Here is a 15,707-nt window from a genome sequence, read left to right on the forward strand (position 1 = left end):
CAAGATAATCATTCACAGTAACAACATGTACACCATGGCCAGTAATTGCATTTAAATATGCAGGCAAAGTTGCTACCAATGTTTTACCTTCCCCCGTGCGCATTTCAGCAATATTACCTTCATGCAACACCATTCCACCAATTAATTGCACATCAAAATGACGCAAACCCAAAGTCCGTATAGATGCCTCTCTTACTGTAGCAAAAGCCTCAGCCAACATTTCAGCAAGGCTTTCACCTTCCGCAAAACGTGCTTTAAAATGTTGGGTTTTTGCAGCCAACTCAGCATCAGTCAATGCTTTCATTTGGGGTTCAAATGCATTGATTGCCATTACTGCCTTTTCCATACGCCGCAATGTACGCTCATTTCGGCTTCCAAACATTTTCTTAATCAACGTATTCAGCATGGCCTAAATAATCCTCTGGAGATTTCAAATAACAAATTTGTTAATGTACTAAAATTTGGGGAAAAATACCATGAATACCTTATAATTTAAGAGAATCTTCATGATATAACTTAGTGATGAGAAAAGTTTCTGGCGAAACAGACAACCACGATATGATTTTCCACAATTCCTTTTCATATTATACAATATTTCGAATAGGAAATAATGCATATCTCTCAATATATCATGATAATGCAAGCGAGCTTCACTTTATGAAGTCTCTGCATGCATCTCGATCTCCTGTAAATACTCACCTAATTCTCGAAACAAAGAAAGATTTTTAGTCTGCAAAATAAGCATCAGTTTTCTTTTCCATTGACTGGCACCAGGTAATCCAAAAGCTAAATTAAATACAGGCTTAATCAGTAAACTTAGGGAAACTCCCTTAGTGTATTCTCCATACAAATAATCCAAATAACGATTAAATACCTCGCTGCGCGTGCTTGTTTGAGTTTCAGGATAAAGTGCTTGATGTATTTTTGCTATTTGAAAGGGGTTATCACATGCTAAACGACCAAGCATTACTCCTTCAACATATTGCAGATGGTCATTGATCTCTTCTATATTCGATATATTACCATTGACCACTACCGGAACGTCGGGTATTTCCTTCTTAAGTCGATAAACATATTCATAATTAATCGGCGGTATTGTTCGATTTTGTTTGGGGTTTAAACCATTTAGCCAAGCCTTGCGAGCATGCACAATAACTTTTTGCACTCCGGCCTCAAGCAATTGATGTACAAAATCACTAAAAAACTCATAACTGTCTTGATGATCTATGCCTATTCTTGTTTTTGCGGTAACAGGTATAGTGGCCTCTTGTAGCATGGCCTGGATACAAGCGACAACTTGTTTTGGCTCTCTCATTAAGCACGCACCAAAATGCCCTGCCTGAACTTTATCACTGGGACAACCCAGATTAAGATTAACCTCGTCATATCCCTCTTGCTCTGCATATTGAGCACATTGTGCTAACGCCTTAGGGTCTGAACCTCCAAGTTGAAGTGCTATTGGATGTTCTCTTTCACTAAATTGCAAAGCGCGTACTGGATTATTTTGTATCGCCCCAGTAGTTTGCATTTCTGTATACAGAAGTGCATGTGGCGCCAAAATACGCATAAAAACCCGAAAATGACTGTAAGTCCAATCAATCATTGGGGCAATAGATAAAGGTGATAGCAAAATGTTAGACACTATTATTATTCAATTAAAAAAAGAGACAATTATAACCTGATCCAAAAAAGTTTGTACAAAAATATAACTGAATCAGTATACTGGGTACACGTAGGCTATATGTTCACAATTATTCTTGATTTACAGCATTCATTGCTTGAATAAGTAATTGTAGCCGTGTTCGACCTTGATAAAAATTGATATCCAACTTATAAGCTGCGTGTACAAATTTAACTCTATGATTTGGCCAGGATTTTAAGTCTACATTAAAAGCAATCGCATCTACTTGTTGGTCACCTTGTGTTGTCGCCAAAGTCATTTTTAAATGATTTTTCCCAACCAATCGTTGATCTAAAACTTCAAAGACATTATCAAAAACAGGCTCAGCAAATTGCTGCCCCCATGGACCTGCCTGCTGGATTAACTGAGCAACCTCAAGACTAAACTCTTCTGGCTGTAGTGGACCATCTGTAAGTAACTCTCCTGCACATTGCGACAAATCAATGTGCTTACCCACTTCAGAAATTAAGGCTTCTCGAAATGCTTTAAGGGAACGCGGGTGGATACTCAGACCAGCTGCCATAGCATGGCCACCAAACTTATTAATAAGTCCAGGGTGGTCCTTATCTATTGCCGCCAATACATCCCGAATATTTAAATCAGGAACTGAACGAGCTGATCCTTTCAACTCATCGTCACTTACTTCTGCAAAAGCAATAACAGGACGATGATAACGTTCTTTCACTCGTCCGGCTAAAATGCCAATGACTCCTTGATGCCAGGTCTTATCAAAAAGACACAAAGCTATAGGTAAATGAGTACTGTTGTACTCAGCACTTAGAGCAAGTTTTTCCAACGCAAGCATTGCTTGTTCTTTCATTTCCGTTTCAATTTGCTTTCGTTCTTCATTTAATTCATCTAATTGCTGGCAATAATTTCTAGCTTGTTGCGGATCTGTGGTAATTAAACATTCGATACCCAAAGCCATATCGTCCAATCGCCCGGCCGCATTGAGTCTCGGAGCAATGGCAAACCCCAAATCAGACTCTCTAAGTCGCGAAAATTCACGTCCAGAGACTTCAATTAAAGCTTTAATCCCTGCTCGACAGAGACCTTGACGTATTCTTGATAGACCTTGATTCACCATAATACGATTATTTTGATCCAGCCCTACAACATCAGCCACTGTCCCTAAAGCAACTAAGTCCAAAAAGCTCGCCATATTGGGCTCGGTAATATTCATCTCACGAAACCAATTGGTATTCACCAAATGTCTGCGCAGAGCCAGCATGACATAAAAGATAACTCCAACTCCAGCAATCGATTTACTAGGAAATTTACAATCTCGCTGGTTCGGATTCACGATAGCATAAGCTTTTGGAAGAGTTTCCGCAGGCAAATGATGATCTGTGATTAAAACATCGATACCTAATTGATTCGCCCTTTCTACACCCTCAATACTAGCAATTCCATTATCTACAGTAATAATCAACGCGGGATTCCATTTGCTGGCCACTTCAACTATTTGCGGTGTCAAACCATAACCAAACTCGAAACGGTTAGGAACTAAATACTCTACAAACTGAGCACCCATTGAGCGTAGCGCAGTAATAGCAAGTGCCGTTGAGGTCGCTCCATCGGCATCAAAATCACCGATTATTAAAATCCTATGCTGTTCACGTAACGCTTTTTCCAAGCGTAAGCATGCCTTATCTATTCCCATTAAGCTATCAAAAGGCAATAAAGCCTGGAGTTGTTTATCCAGCTGAGAAAGCTCAGTAATTCCCCTGTTTGCGAATATTCGTTTCAATACGTCTGGAATATTAGGTAAATCAAATGGGTCTGATACTTTGGGGCGTTGTTTAATAAGCATGTATTAGTTTTCTCCATAAACGAACATACCAACGATTAGCACTTATAGAGTAAGCCTCATTGTTCCAATACCAATGAATTGGCATTTCATTCAATTCTTTTTGATGTTGCTCACTGAGCACAGAAAACTCGGTGAGCAATAAAATTTGATAATCCTTAAGTGTTATTGATGGGCTATATAAAGAAACTTGTGTGCTACATATTTTTGCTAATGAATCAAAATGGCCATCAACACAAATTTTGATCGGCATTTTATTCTTAAGTTTTGCACTACTCCATGTCCATAATCCATTAGCCAAGGATTGATTGGGTTTGGATGCAAAAAGCATTTGGCTTTCAGTGATAAACCTTTGCCAATACATCGTATTATCCAATTGTGCTAATTCGGGCATTAATGATTGATGTAATAAATGATGCGGAGGTTTTGCATGTAATGAATATTTTTTATTATTGAGCAACCAGGTTTGTGCATTATGGTAATGAAGAACGACATCTTCCTCTGCCAGATATTCTGAGAATAAATCAAACCATGATTTTGCCTCGTGTTCTTCGAGTTGCAGCTCACCACCCAATGCAACAATCATGGCGTCATTATGCGTAGCTTCCCAATAAACCGGAGTCAATACAACCCATTCACCTTCCAAATTATGATATTGTCTTAATAAGTCAGCGTATGGTGGATCTATAGGATCATAGCCAAGACACAGCAAAAAATTGAGTAATGCATTCCCTTCCGAATTGAGTGGCTTGGCACGCTCAGGAATCGAACTACATTCTGAGTTAATTACAACATACATATTTGTTCGGCCTTAATCAGTCCATCTCTGCGAAACAACGCTTTTAAATTTCTTAATGCCTGGCGCATACGATCTTTATTTTCTATTAGACCGAAACGAACATGACCATCACCCCCTTGACCAAAACCTATTCCGGGAGATACAGCTACATGTGCTTCTTTTAATAAATATTTACTGAATTCAAGTGAACCCATATGTTGATAATGAGCGGGAATAGGCGCCCAAACGAACATAGTTGCCTTAGGGCGAGTAACTTCCCAGCCAATTTCATTTAAGCCATCGCAAAGAATATTACGTCGTTTTTCGTACAGTTCTCTAATTTCATGTACACACTCATCAGGACCATCTAATGCGGCAATAGCTGCGACTTGGATTGGCGTAAACGTACCATAATCTAAATAAGATTTAATCCGAGTAAGTGCTGCAACTAACTCTTCATTTCCGCAAGCAAACCCAACGCGCCAACCTGGCATATTATATGATTTAGACATTGAATAAGTTTCAATTGCTATATCTGTAGCACCTGGAACTTGAAGAATTGAAGGCGCTTTATACCCATCAAATACAATATCAGCATAAGCTAAATCATGAATCACCCAAATTTTATGTTTTTTTGCTAAATCGATAACTTGCTCAAAAAATGAATAATCCACACAATGTGTACTTGGATTTGCCGGAAAATTAATTACCAATGCTTTAGGCTTAGGCAAGCTACGATTAATCGTATCTTCTATTGAAGCTAAAAATTGAGTTTCGTTAATAAGTGGAATCTGTTTTACGTTAGCACCAGCAATGATAAATCCATAAGTATGAATGGGGTACGCTGGATCAGGAACTAAAATCGTATCCCCGGGTCCACTTATCGCTAATGCCAGATGTGCTAGTCCCTCTTTGGAACCAATGGTAGCTAATATTTGTGTTTCGCTATTTAACTGTACATCATAGTTGCGTTGATACCAGGAAGCCATAGAACGTCTTAGCCTTGGAATTCCTTTGGACATGGAATAACGATGAGTATCTGGCCTTTGAACCGCTTCGATTAACTTATTTACAATATGTGGGGGAGTTGGCTGATCAGGATTTCCCATACCAAAATCAATAATATCCTCTCCACGCGCTCGCGCCTCTGTTTTTAATTGAGCTAATGTATTAAAAACATAAGGTGGCAAACGATTTATACGTGGAAATTGACTCATAATATTGACCTCTGTAGTATACTTACAGCCATATATAATTCATTGAACCACTCTAAACCATGAACATCAATTTAGAATCCGCAGAACTACATGCAGTGCAAGCTTATAGTGATAATAAAATTCAGATTAATTCCATTATTTATGAAAGCAGTTTAATTGTTTCTAAAACAAAAATCATTAGTGATCTGCCAATTAAAGACATTCAAGGAATTGATGAACACTATATGAATTTATTAACGCAATTTAAACCGGAAATCATCATCATTGGCCATGAACATACCGGAAAACTCCTGCCTCTGTCAATTATGAAACAGTTTGCAGAGCAACGAATAGGTATAGAATGCATGTCCATAGGTGCAGCGTGTCGTACCTATAATGTTTTATTAAGTGAGCATCGTGCTGTTGTTGCTGGGTTTATTTTTAAATAAGGATAGCCTGGTGCACCGAAGCGATACCAGGCGACAATAGATTACAATTAGATTTGTCTTCTCGCTTCGAGCACATTAGGAATTTGCTCTAGCTTTGTTAGTAGTCGAGATAGACTACTTAGTCCATCAACATCTACAGTTAAAGTAATATAAGCCATGTTTTCTTGCTTATTGCTTTGTGTTTGTAATGAATAAACATGTGCTTTTTCATTAGCAAGAAGCGAAGTGACGTCTTTCAAAAGCTCGGAGCGATCAAACGCTTTGATCAAAATATCAACCACATAGTTTTCACGGGTAGCACTTCCCCAACTTACTTGCAAGAAACGTTGTTTTTGTCGTTCACTGGCATGAATAATATTAGGACAATCTTGTCTATGTACTGATACACCTCGGCCTATAGTGATATAACCAATTACTGGATCACCTGGTACAGGTTGACAGCAACGCGCCATAAAAGTTAATAAATTCCCAACGCCTTCGATACGAAGATCACTCCCAGTAATTTCTGGTTTGGCATGTTGTTTAACAAATCGTTCAAGATTGAGCTCTGAAGTAATGGGTGGAGCAAGCTTGCTAACAATTTGACCTATCTTAATATCGCCACGTCCCAAATTGGCATAAAGATCATCAAGTTTTTTGAAATGGAGTGCTGTTGCAACTTCATTAAGTTTATCAGATTTTATTCCTAAAGATTTTAATTCTTTATCAAGCAGCTCACGCCCATCTTGAATGTTTCTATCATAATCTTGCATTTTAAACCAATGCAAAACTTTTGCTTTTGCGCGCGAGGTTTTGAGATAATTTAAGTGGGGGTTGATCCAATCGCGAGAAGGTTTTCTTTCTTTTCCAGTCAAAACCTCTACCTTATCGCCTGTTTTCAGTTGATAAGTCAATGGCACAATGTGTCCATTAACACGTGCACCTCGACAGCGGTGTCCCAAATCACTATGGACGTGATAGGCAAAATCTAAAGATGTTACACCTTGAGGTAAATCAAGAACATCTCCGTCTGGAGTAAAAACATAAACTCTATCTTCAAGAAACTCTGTAGTAGTACTTTCGGGAACACCTTTATTGCTTGCCATTTCCCGATGCCACGCTAATACATCACGTAGCCATTCAATTTTACGCTCGTGGCTTTGTTTTTGTTTGAAGCCACCTTCTTTATACTTCCAATGCGCTGCAACCCCCATTTCGGCCAAATCGTGCATCAGAAATGTTCTGATTTGCACCTCAAAAACCCTCCCTTCGGTGCTTTTAACAGCAGTATGCAACGATTGATAGCCATTAGGCTTAGGATTAATAATATAATCATCAAATTCAGCCGGAATTTGCTTCCATAGCGTATGGACCATACCTAAGACTTCATAACATTGAGCCTGGGTATCGACAAGAACTCGCACTGCAGTTGCATCATAAATTTCATCTAGTGATACATTCTTGCGTGTCATTTTTTTATAGATACTATGGATATGTTTTGAACGTCCATAAACGGCAAAATGTTCTATACCATTTGCTTTAATCTGCTCATTCAACTGAGCCACAATAGCATCAACAAAACTATCTCGTTCCAACCGTTTTGCTTTAAGGCCTTTGGCAATCGCTTTATACTCCTCAGGATGTAAATAACGAAAAGCCATATCCTCCATTTCCCATTTAATTGCCCCAATTCCCAGTCTGTTGGCCAAAGGAGCATAAATCTCCATCGCTTCAGTAGCTAATTGCTTGCGTAATTCTTCAGATAAATGCCCTGCAGTTCTTAAAACGCATAGACGTTCTGCAAGTTTAATTAACACAACGCGAACATCATCTACCATGGCTAATAACATTTTACGAATGTTATCAATTTGTTGTTTATTTTGTGGGTATTTGTTTAATCCTTGAAAGCTGTGCATTGCGCTCATGCGCTCTATGCCCTTGACCAATTTAGCAATATTAGGACCTAATTGCTCGACAACATCATCAATGGACAGATCAGCATAGTGTACGTTTTCAAAAATAATTGCTGCTGCAAGTGTTTCTTGATCAACCTCAAGATCTGCAAGTAAATCGGCCATAGACAATCCTTGTTGCAAACAAGATTGTCCTGTTTCTGTAGCATGTTCTTGTCCTGCAAGTTGACTTAAAGTACATGCGCTACGAATGAGTTCAAGATTATCCAAATAACCCTTTGCACCTAACTGATGAAGCCACAAATCAACATCGATGCTTCCATCTTCGCACAAGGGGACAGTATCTTTTACTCTAACCATCAGTTATATCCTTTTTAAACAATGCGATTGATTCAACATGAGCAGTATGGGGAAACATATCCATTACCCCTGCTTTTATCAGCGTATAGCCTTTTTGATTAACTAATATATCTGTATCACGAGCTAATGTTACGGGATTACATGATACATATACAATACGCTCTGGATTAATTGAATCAATTTGTTTCACAATTTCAAGTGCACCAGATCGAGGTGGGTCAATCAACACTTTATTGCAAGGTTGCTGAACCAGCTTTTTTACTTCATTTACATCATCCAAATTTGCAGCATAAAAGTCTACATTCTGAATATGGTTAAGTTTTGCATTCATATAGGCTCTCTCAACCATATTTTTACTGCCTTCAACACCTAGAACTTTGGTACAAAACTTAGCCATTGGAAGTGAAAAATTACCCAGCCCACAAAATAAGTCTAGCACTATATCTGTACTTTTTAAGTCCATAAGCTGCATTGCTTGTGACACCATAGAGCGATTTAATGCCGAATTTACTTGGGTAAAGTCTGTTGGATGAAATGAGAAAGTAATTTGATAATCTGGCAATGTATATGTGAGGTATTCACTTGATTTAGACGGATAAAAACAATAGACACTGTCTGGGCCACCTGGCTGGAGAAAAATTGTATATTGGTATTCTTCCGCAAATTTTTTTATATTCAACTCATCGTCAAAACTTAAATCAGTTAAGTTTCTGAAAATAAGAGCAATCTCCTCGTCTCCTGCAGCCACTTCAATTTGTGCAATGCAATGTTTGTCTTGCATTGAGTCAATCAATTGTCTTAATGGAATAATATCGGCATCGAGTTTTGCATTTAAAACAGGACATTGAGTGATCTCAGCAATATAACGAGGATTACTACGCTCCCTGAATCCAACCATTGAAGCTTGTTTTTTCTCTACATAACGAACGCTTAGCCGAGCTTTATTCCGGTAATTCCAGTACCCTGAAACTAAAGGTTCCAGCACAATTTGTGGTTTAGTATGGCCATATCGTGACAATAAATCGAGCAATTGTTCTTGTTTAAAATGAATTTGCTCTTCTGCACTCATATGCTGTAATGAACAACCACCACACATCGAATAATGAGGACATTTTGGCTCAACACGTAAAGAAGATGGCTCATGAACCTTAAGCAAGACACCCTCATCAAAATCTTTTTTTATCCTGGTATATTGAAACTCGACAAGTTCGCCCGGCAATGCACCTTGAATAAAAGTCGCTTTACCATCAATACGCGCAATACCTTTTCCTTCATGGCTTAAATTATCAATTTGAGCAGTTTGAGGGGTAGGATTAAGTTTGGACTTTGCTCTTCTCATGAAATGTTCTCAACAAATAAATCTATAAATCAACCTGAATTATCAGTTGCAATCGTTAGGAAAAGATTGCATTTTTCAAGATGTTAGAGAGTACCACAGGCAATTTATATTTGTCATGGTAATTTGTTATGACAAAACCCACGATGTACAAATTAACCTCACCATTATAGCGCTGCATAAAATAAAATAACATGTTTATGTTCTGCTTTACTGTATTTTAGTAAAGGATAACAATCTCTTTTCATTGGTTAATTTTGAGACAACCAAAAATGCGCTTATTTATCAAGTAATTCACAGTACTATTCACAATGTTATCCACAGATTTTGTGGATAAACTTTACTTTAATTATATCAATGAAAAAAAATGACGTGGCTCTGGATAAGGGTTATATTAATTTTTAATGAAAAAAAACAAGAAAATATAAAATTTCTCCAGAAAAGTTATCCACAGGATAGGGAGATGATGGGATTTACAAATTGGTCGTATATAATAGCAGAGAAAAAATTTAAAAACAGTCTTGACAGAGTATTTTTTAAAAAATTAAGATCAAATCCAATTCAAATCTGTCCTATCTCTTAATACTTCTTGCGTACTCGTTTTAACCAACTTTTTAATTCAGGCCAAAAAGCGATGATGCCTATCATAAGCGTAAATAAAATAACTGCAATTACCATTTGAACGATAGGAAACCTCAGTTCATCATGTGCAACAAACCAGCTCGCGATTGCTCCTGAAACAACTAAAAGAAACCTTAAAAACAACTGAATCATAAATAACTCCAGATAGTTTATGCATGTGACACTAGATTCAATGTATGCTTTGCAATCATATACTCTTCATTTGTAGGAATAACACCAATGAAGATTCTACTATCAGGATGACTAATCACCGGCTCGTTTTTTAGATTTGCATGTTCATCCAATATAACACCCAACCAAGCAAGACGTTCACATATTTTTTTTCTCACTGGCGCTGAATGTTCACCAATTCCGGCAGTAAAAATAATTGCATCACATCCCTGTAAACTACTGGCTAAAGCACAAAGCTCTCGTGCTGCCCGATAACAAAATAAATCAACCGCCTCAATTGCCTTTGCTTCCTTGCTTGATTGAAGTTCACGCATGTCACTGCTGATTTCAGAAACTCCCAAAAGGCCTGATTTCTTATATAGAATGGTATTAACCTCATCTATTGATAATTTCTTTTCCTGAAGTAAATATAAAATTACTCCTGGATCAAGTACGCCACAGCGAGTTCCCATCATTAAACCATCTAAAGCAGTGAATCCCATTGAGGTTGTAACACTTTTACAATGTTCCATGGCACACATGCTTGCTCCATTACCAAGATGGGCAACAATTACTTTTTTATCTTTTATTTGCTCAGGTAAAACTGAAGCGATATATTCATAAGAAATACCATGAAAGCCATAGCGAATAATGCCCTCTTCACTTAATACCCTGGGTATAGCAAAAAGAGTAGCCAGCTTATCTTGCGTTTGATGAAATGAAGTATCAAAACAAGCAACTTGTGGTAGTTCAGGATAAAGTTTCAAGATACTTTCAATAATAGCCACATTATGTGGTTGATGAAGTGGCGCTAAAGGATTTAAAGACGCTAGTTTTTTAATGGAATCTGTATTAATTAGTGCTGGAGCTTGAAAATAAAGTCCACCATGAACCACTCGATGGCCAACCGCTCTTAAAAAATAGCGTGTTGGCAAATTTTTGAGCCATTCAAATAAATAGCTTAATGCAGATTCATATCCCGGTGATGAAATGGATTCATTAGCAACTTGTTCATGTTGTTCATTAGAAATCACAATTTTAGGATTATCATGAATACTTTCTATTTCGCCGTGATAAATTAAAGTTAAAGAAGAAATAAAAAGACTGAATTTAATGCTGGAAGAACCTGCATTAATCACTAGGATAGCTTCATCAATTTGTTTTAATTTCATTATTTTTTTCTTCGTGCATACAATAAAGCCATAACACATGATGCTTTTCGCGATAACTCATCACTACCTCGGCTGGTAAGAATAATGGGGACATGAGCACCCAATACCATTCCTGCAGCTTCGATGCCTGATAAATAAGTCATTTGTTTATAAAGCATATTACCTGATTCAACGTCAGGAACAACTAAGATATCTGCATTACCAGCAACAGGAGAAAAAATACCTTTTTCACGCGCTGAATCCATTGAAATAGCATTATCAAATGCTAATGGGCCATCTAAAATACCCCCAGTAATCTGTCCGCGCTCAGCCATTTTACACAATGCCGTAGCATCAAGTGTAGATGGAATTTTCTCATTTACAGTTTCAACTGCAGAAAGAATTGCAACGTTAGGTGTACCTAGCTCGAGTGCGTGAAATAGATCGATCGCATTTTGCACAATGTCACACTTTTCTTTGAGATTAGGAAATAGATTAATTGCGGCATCAGTCAAAAAAATAGGTTTGGGGTAATTAGGAACTTCAAGGGAAAATACATGGCTCATACGACGTCCCGTTCGTAATCCATTATCCTTGGAAACGATTGGTTTCATCAACTCTTCTGTATGAAGTTTTCCTTTCATTATTGCTTCAACTTTCTGTGTTGCTGCTAATTTTACCGCTGTTTCAGCAGCCTCATTGCTGTGTTCTGTAGGAATAAGCTCATAAGCCGAAATATCAATATTACCCTCTTTTGCGGCAGCAAGAATTTTCTGTTTAGGGCCAACTAGAATCGGTGTAATTAATCCCTCTTCGGCAGAAGCAATTGCTCCTTTAAGTGACAGTACATCCACTGGGTGTACCACAGCAGTTATAAGTGGTTTTAGTGAATCTTTTGCCATAATCAAGCGCTGATACCAATGCTCCTGTTTAGGTTTAAGTTCCACTTTAGGTAATTCAACACACTTTCTTTTTATTTTGGTTGTTGGCGCTATAACCGTTGCAAGGCCGCTAATCACCGTTTTACCAAGTTGATTAACTCCCTTACAATTAAGCTCAACGATATGTTTTTCCGGTATTTTTTTCACTACTTCGAGTGTAATTGTAATTGTGTCGCCCAAAGTCACGGGATGTTCGAATTTTAAAGTTTGTTCTAGATAAATGGTACCAGGTCCGGGTAACTCAGTTCCTAAAACAGTAGATAAAAGCGATGCCCCCCACATTCCGTGAGCGATAATTTTATGAAAGATATCATTTTTAGCATACTCTGCATCAACATGCGCTGGATTTACATCCCCCGACATGATGGCAAAAAGCTCTATATCTTCCGGAGTTAATGTACGTACTAAGCTTGCTGATTTACCAATGGTTAGTTCATCAAAGACATGATTTTCAATGTAGCTCATCTGTATGCCTGTTATAATAAAAAATTCATAATCCACTTGGTTGTGTGGTCGTTATTTGTAACGTGAAAAATAGTTGCCCCACAATAAAAAACATGGGGCATGTATATTTATTTCGCAGCTTCTATCTTAACGTCTCGAGATTTACCTTTAGCTTCTGCTTTTTTAGGTAATTCTACCCAGAGCATTCCTTTTTTAAAAGTTGCTTTCGCCTTGTCTGCATCAATTGTTGAAGGTAAAGAAAGTGAACGCTCATATTTACCGTAACTAATTTCTCGGGAAATATATTTTTTCTTTTCATTTTTTTTAGAAGTTGATTTTTCGCCTGTGATGGTGAGCGAATTACCACTTATAGACACATTGATGTCTTTTTCATCCATACCAGGCATTTCCATCTGAATGGTAAAGTGATCTTTATCTTCAACAACATCCATTGATGGCATAAGATTAAGATTTTCGAACTGATCCAGGCTTTTACTTGGTGCAAACATTTCATAAAAATCATGAAATGCTTTATCAACTTCCTGCTGAAGACCTAAAAAAGGATTATGGGGATGTTCAATTGAAATAGGGGTACCATTTTTCCATTTTAATAGCGCATTCATGTTATCGACTCCGTCCAATTAATTTCCATTAACGTTTGCAAATACACCAAATACAGTTTGATATACAAAAGTAATTTGTCAAGTCAAAATACTTTTAATTTAGTCTACAGTTTAATAAATATCATTTAATTTATAGTTCAATACGATTTAAGGAAAATATTATGATGCATGCCATGGTTATGGAACAATCAGGCAAAAAGTTAATCTATAAAGAAGTAAAAAAACCTGAACCTCAAGAAAATGAAGTACTCATTAAAGTTCATGCATGTGGCATTTGTCGTACTGATTTACATGTGTTAGATGGTGAATTAAACAATCCCAAGCTACCTCTGATTCCAGGTCATCAAATTGTTGGCACGGTTGCAAAAGTAGGTTCATTGAATACCAATTTTGTCATTGGACAACGGATTGGGGTTCCGTGGTTAGGTGGAAGTTGTGAAAAGTGTCCATTTTGTCTATCAGGACGTGAAAATCTTTGTGACCACGCTCGATTTACTGGTTATCAAATTGATGGTGGTTTTGCAGAATATTGTGTGGCTAACCAGCGATTTTGTTTTCCTATACCTGATGGTTATTCTGATGATCAAGCTGCTCCGCTATTTTGTGCAGGATTAATTGGTTACCGGGCCTTATTGAAAACAAATAACGCCAAACATTTGGGATTATATGGATTTGGTGCAGCAGCACATATTCTTATTCAAGTAGCTAAAAAACAAGGACGAACAGTTTATGTCTTTACAAGTCCTGGTGATAACCAAGCTCAAGAGTTTGCCTATAAGTTAGGTGCAGTATGGGCTGGAGACTCAGATCAAGATGCGCCCTATCCTCTTGATGCTGCAATCATTTTTGCACCCGTAGGAGCACTTATCCCGCTAGCGCTTCGTAATACAGGAAAAGGAGGGATAGTAGTCTGTGCTGGAATTCACATGAGTGATATTCCCAGTTTTCCCTATAATATCCTTTGGGGGGAGAGAGTTCTTTGTTCTGTAGCCAATCTCACCAGAAAAGATGGTGAAGAATTTTTATCGCTTGCACCGAAAATCCCTGTTAAAACAGAAGTTCATACGTATCCATTAAGTGAAGCCAATCAAGCACTTGATGATCTGCGTCATGGGCGGTTTACAGGCGCAGCAGTTATTAAGATCAGGACTTACGAAAAACCCCAAGGTCGAGGCAAAAAATGTTTTTAATGAGGGAGTTTAGATAGACTAAATGACCGAATTAAAAACATTTTTTAACGAAGAGAGTGGGGTTTTTCGTAAGTCCTGAAGATTAGAAATCAAGTGACGTCACTTTTTTACCAAATCTATTAGATGGTTATATTGATATATTGCAAATCCAACATATTTACCTATTTAGAATACTCACTGAAAAACATCCATAGGTTCTTGCCTTGACTCAAAATATTTGGGAGCATCGACATCAAGGATTATTTACTCATCAAAGGGAATTATTATGTTTCAACAAGCAATAGTACGAACACCTTCACCCAGTTTGATTCATGGATTAACATCTGCGATAGACTTAGGCCAACCTGATTATATAAAAGCCCTGGAGCAACACCAAAATTATATCAATACATTAATTCGCTGTGGCCTGGAAGTAACAGTTTTACCCGCATCAGATGCGTTTCCTGATTCTTGCTTTGTAGAAGATCCTGCACTCCTTACAGATAGATTCGCCCTCCTCACTCGTCCGGGTGCACAATCAAGACAGGAAGAAGTCAATTTAATTGAACCTTGTATTCAAACTTTTTATAAAACCAGAACCCATAAAATAGAAGCACCTGGAACCTTAGAAGCAGGTGATGTCATGCAAGTAGAAGATCATTTCTACATAGGACTTTCGCAACGCACCAATAAAGAAGGCGTGGCACAATTGACAGCTTTATTGGCACAATATGGGTTCAAAAGTACCGTGATCGAACTTAAAAAATTTTTACATCTAAAAACAGGTGTTTCATACCTTGGGAATAAATGTTTACTGGTCAATGGTGAATTAGTGAACCATCCTGCCTTTAAGTCATTTGAACAATTAATTATTGATGATAGTGAAGCGTATGCTGCCAATTGCATTAACGTTAATAATACCGTCATTATGCCTCAAGGTTTCCCTCGTTCTATAGAAATGGTTCATAATTCCGGCTTTCATGTAATCACTACAGATGTAAGCGAGTTTCGTAAAATTGATGGTGGCTTAAGCTGTTTATCCCTGAGATTTTAATGAATAAAAAGCTAACTATTTTTAGTTTGAC

13 protein-coding genes and 1 pseudogene are annotated in these 15,707 nt (G+C 37.6%); 3 read left to right on the forward strand and 11 right to left on the reverse strand.

The genetic code is table 11. The features are described 5' to 3' along the window. The 5 genes and pseudogenes from secA to alaC all read right to left on the reverse strand — a co-directional run. A pseudogene (gene secA / locus DGG96_RS17060) lies at positions 1 to 406 on the reverse strand (preprotein translocase subunit SecA); the annotation flags it as partial. 249 nt (positions 407 to 655) lie between these two features. Then, positions 656 to 1,642, reverse strand: a complete 987-nt coding sequence (dusA, locus tag DGG96_RS17065; protein ID WP_110143752.1) for a tRNA dihydrouridine(20/20a) synthase DusA — start codon at positions 1,640 to 1,642, stop codon at positions 656 to 658. A gap of 109 nt (positions 1,643 to 1,751) precedes the next feature. Beyond that, positions 1,752 to 3,494 (reverse strand): single-stranded-DNA-specific exonuclease RecJ, encoded by a 1,743-nt coding sequence (recJ, locus tag DGG96_RS17070; RefSeq protein WP_110143753.1) that lies wholly within the window; start codon positions 3,492 to 3,494, stop codon positions 1,752 to 1,754. Then, on the reverse strand, positions 3,484 to 4,290 hold the full coding sequence (locus tag DGG96_RS17075; RefSeq protein WP_110143754.1) for a hypothetical protein: 807 nt from the start codon (positions 4,288 to 4,290) through the stop codon (positions 3,484 to 3,486). Before DGG96_RS17075 ends, recJ begins: the two co-directional genes overlap by 11 nt. Beyond that, the gene (gene alaC / locus DGG96_RS17080; RefSeq protein ID WP_110143755.1) at positions 4,278 to 5,486 is read right to left on the reverse strand and encodes an alanine transaminase; all 1,209 of its coding nucleotides are present in this window, start codon (positions 5,484 to 5,486) and stop codon (positions 4,278 to 4,280) included. Before alaC ends, DGG96_RS17075 begins: the two co-directional genes overlap by 13 nt. Before the next feature lie 59 nt (positions 5,487 to 5,545). Between alaC and DGG96_RS17085 the strand changes: the two genes are divergently transcribed. Further along, positions 5,546 to 5,914 (forward strand): Mth938-like domain-containing protein, encoded by a 369-nt coding sequence (locus tag DGG96_RS17085; protein WP_110143756.1) that lies wholly within the window; start codon positions 5,546 to 5,548, stop codon positions 5,912 to 5,914. A 47-nt stretch (positions 5,915 to 5,961) separates the two neighbouring features. Here DGG96_RS17085 and relA read toward each other — a convergent pair whose 3' ends face one another. From relA to DGG96_RS17120, 6 genes are all read right to left on the reverse strand, one after another. Further along, positions 5,962 to 8,166: a GTP diphosphokinase gene (relA, locus tag DGG96_RS17090; protein WP_110143757.1), complete on the reverse strand. Its 2,205-nt coding sequence runs from the start codon at positions 8,164 to 8,166 to the stop codon at positions 5,962 to 5,964. Further along, positions 8,159 to 9,505: a 23S rRNA (uracil(1939)-C(5))-methyltransferase RlmD gene (gene rlmD, locus DGG96_RS17095; protein WP_110143758.1), complete on the reverse strand. Its 1,347-nt coding sequence runs from the start codon at positions 9,503 to 9,505 to the stop codon at positions 8,159 to 8,161. Before rlmD ends, relA begins: the two co-directional genes overlap by 8 nt. Before the next feature lie 576 nt (positions 9,506 to 10,081). Beyond that, a complete protein-coding gene (locus DGG96_RS17105; protein ID WP_110143760.1) occupies positions 10,082 to 10,276 on the reverse strand; it encodes a hypothetical protein in 195 nt (64 codons plus the stop codon). 17 nt (positions 10,277 to 10,293) lie between these two features. Then, on the reverse strand, positions 10,294 to 11,466 hold the full coding sequence (locus tag DGG96_RS17110; protein WP_110143761.1) for an acetate/propionate family kinase: 1,173 nt from the start codon (positions 11,464 to 11,466) through the stop codon (positions 10,294 to 10,296). Further along, positions 11,466 to 12,851, reverse strand: a complete 1,386-nt coding sequence (locus DGG96_RS17115) for a bifunctional enoyl-CoA hydratase/phosphate acetyltransferase (RefSeq protein ID WP_110143762.1) — start codon at positions 12,849 to 12,851, stop codon at positions 11,466 to 11,468. Before DGG96_RS17115 ends, DGG96_RS17110 begins: the two co-directional genes overlap by 1 nt. Positions 12,852 to 12,958: 107 nt before the next feature. Further along, positions 12,959 to 13,453 carry an Hsp20/alpha crystallin family protein gene (locus DGG96_RS17120; protein WP_110143763.1) on the reverse strand — a complete coding sequence of 165 codons (495 nt, stop codon included), beginning with the start codon at positions 13,451 to 13,453 and terminating at the stop codon, positions 12,959 to 12,961. Positions 13,454 to 13,617: 164 nt separating this feature from the next. Here DGG96_RS17120 and DGG96_RS17125 point away from each other — a divergent pair, with 164 nt between their 5' ends. Next, positions 13,618 to 14,643: a zinc-dependent alcohol dehydrogenase family protein gene (locus DGG96_RS17125; protein WP_110143797.1), complete on the forward strand. Its 1,026-nt coding sequence runs from the start codon at positions 13,618 to 13,620 to the stop codon at positions 14,641 to 14,643. A 265-nt stretch (positions 14,644 to 14,908) separates the two neighbouring features. Next, the gene (locus DGG96_RS17130; protein ID WP_110143764.1) at positions 14,909 to 15,676 is read left to right on the forward strand and encodes a dimethylarginine dimethylaminohydrolase family protein; all 768 of its coding nucleotides are present in this window, start codon (positions 14,909 to 14,911) and stop codon (positions 15,674 to 15,676) included. The last annotated feature ends 31 nt before the right edge of the window (positions 15,677 to 15,707 follow it).

The organism is Legionella qingyii (genome assembly GCF_003184185.1).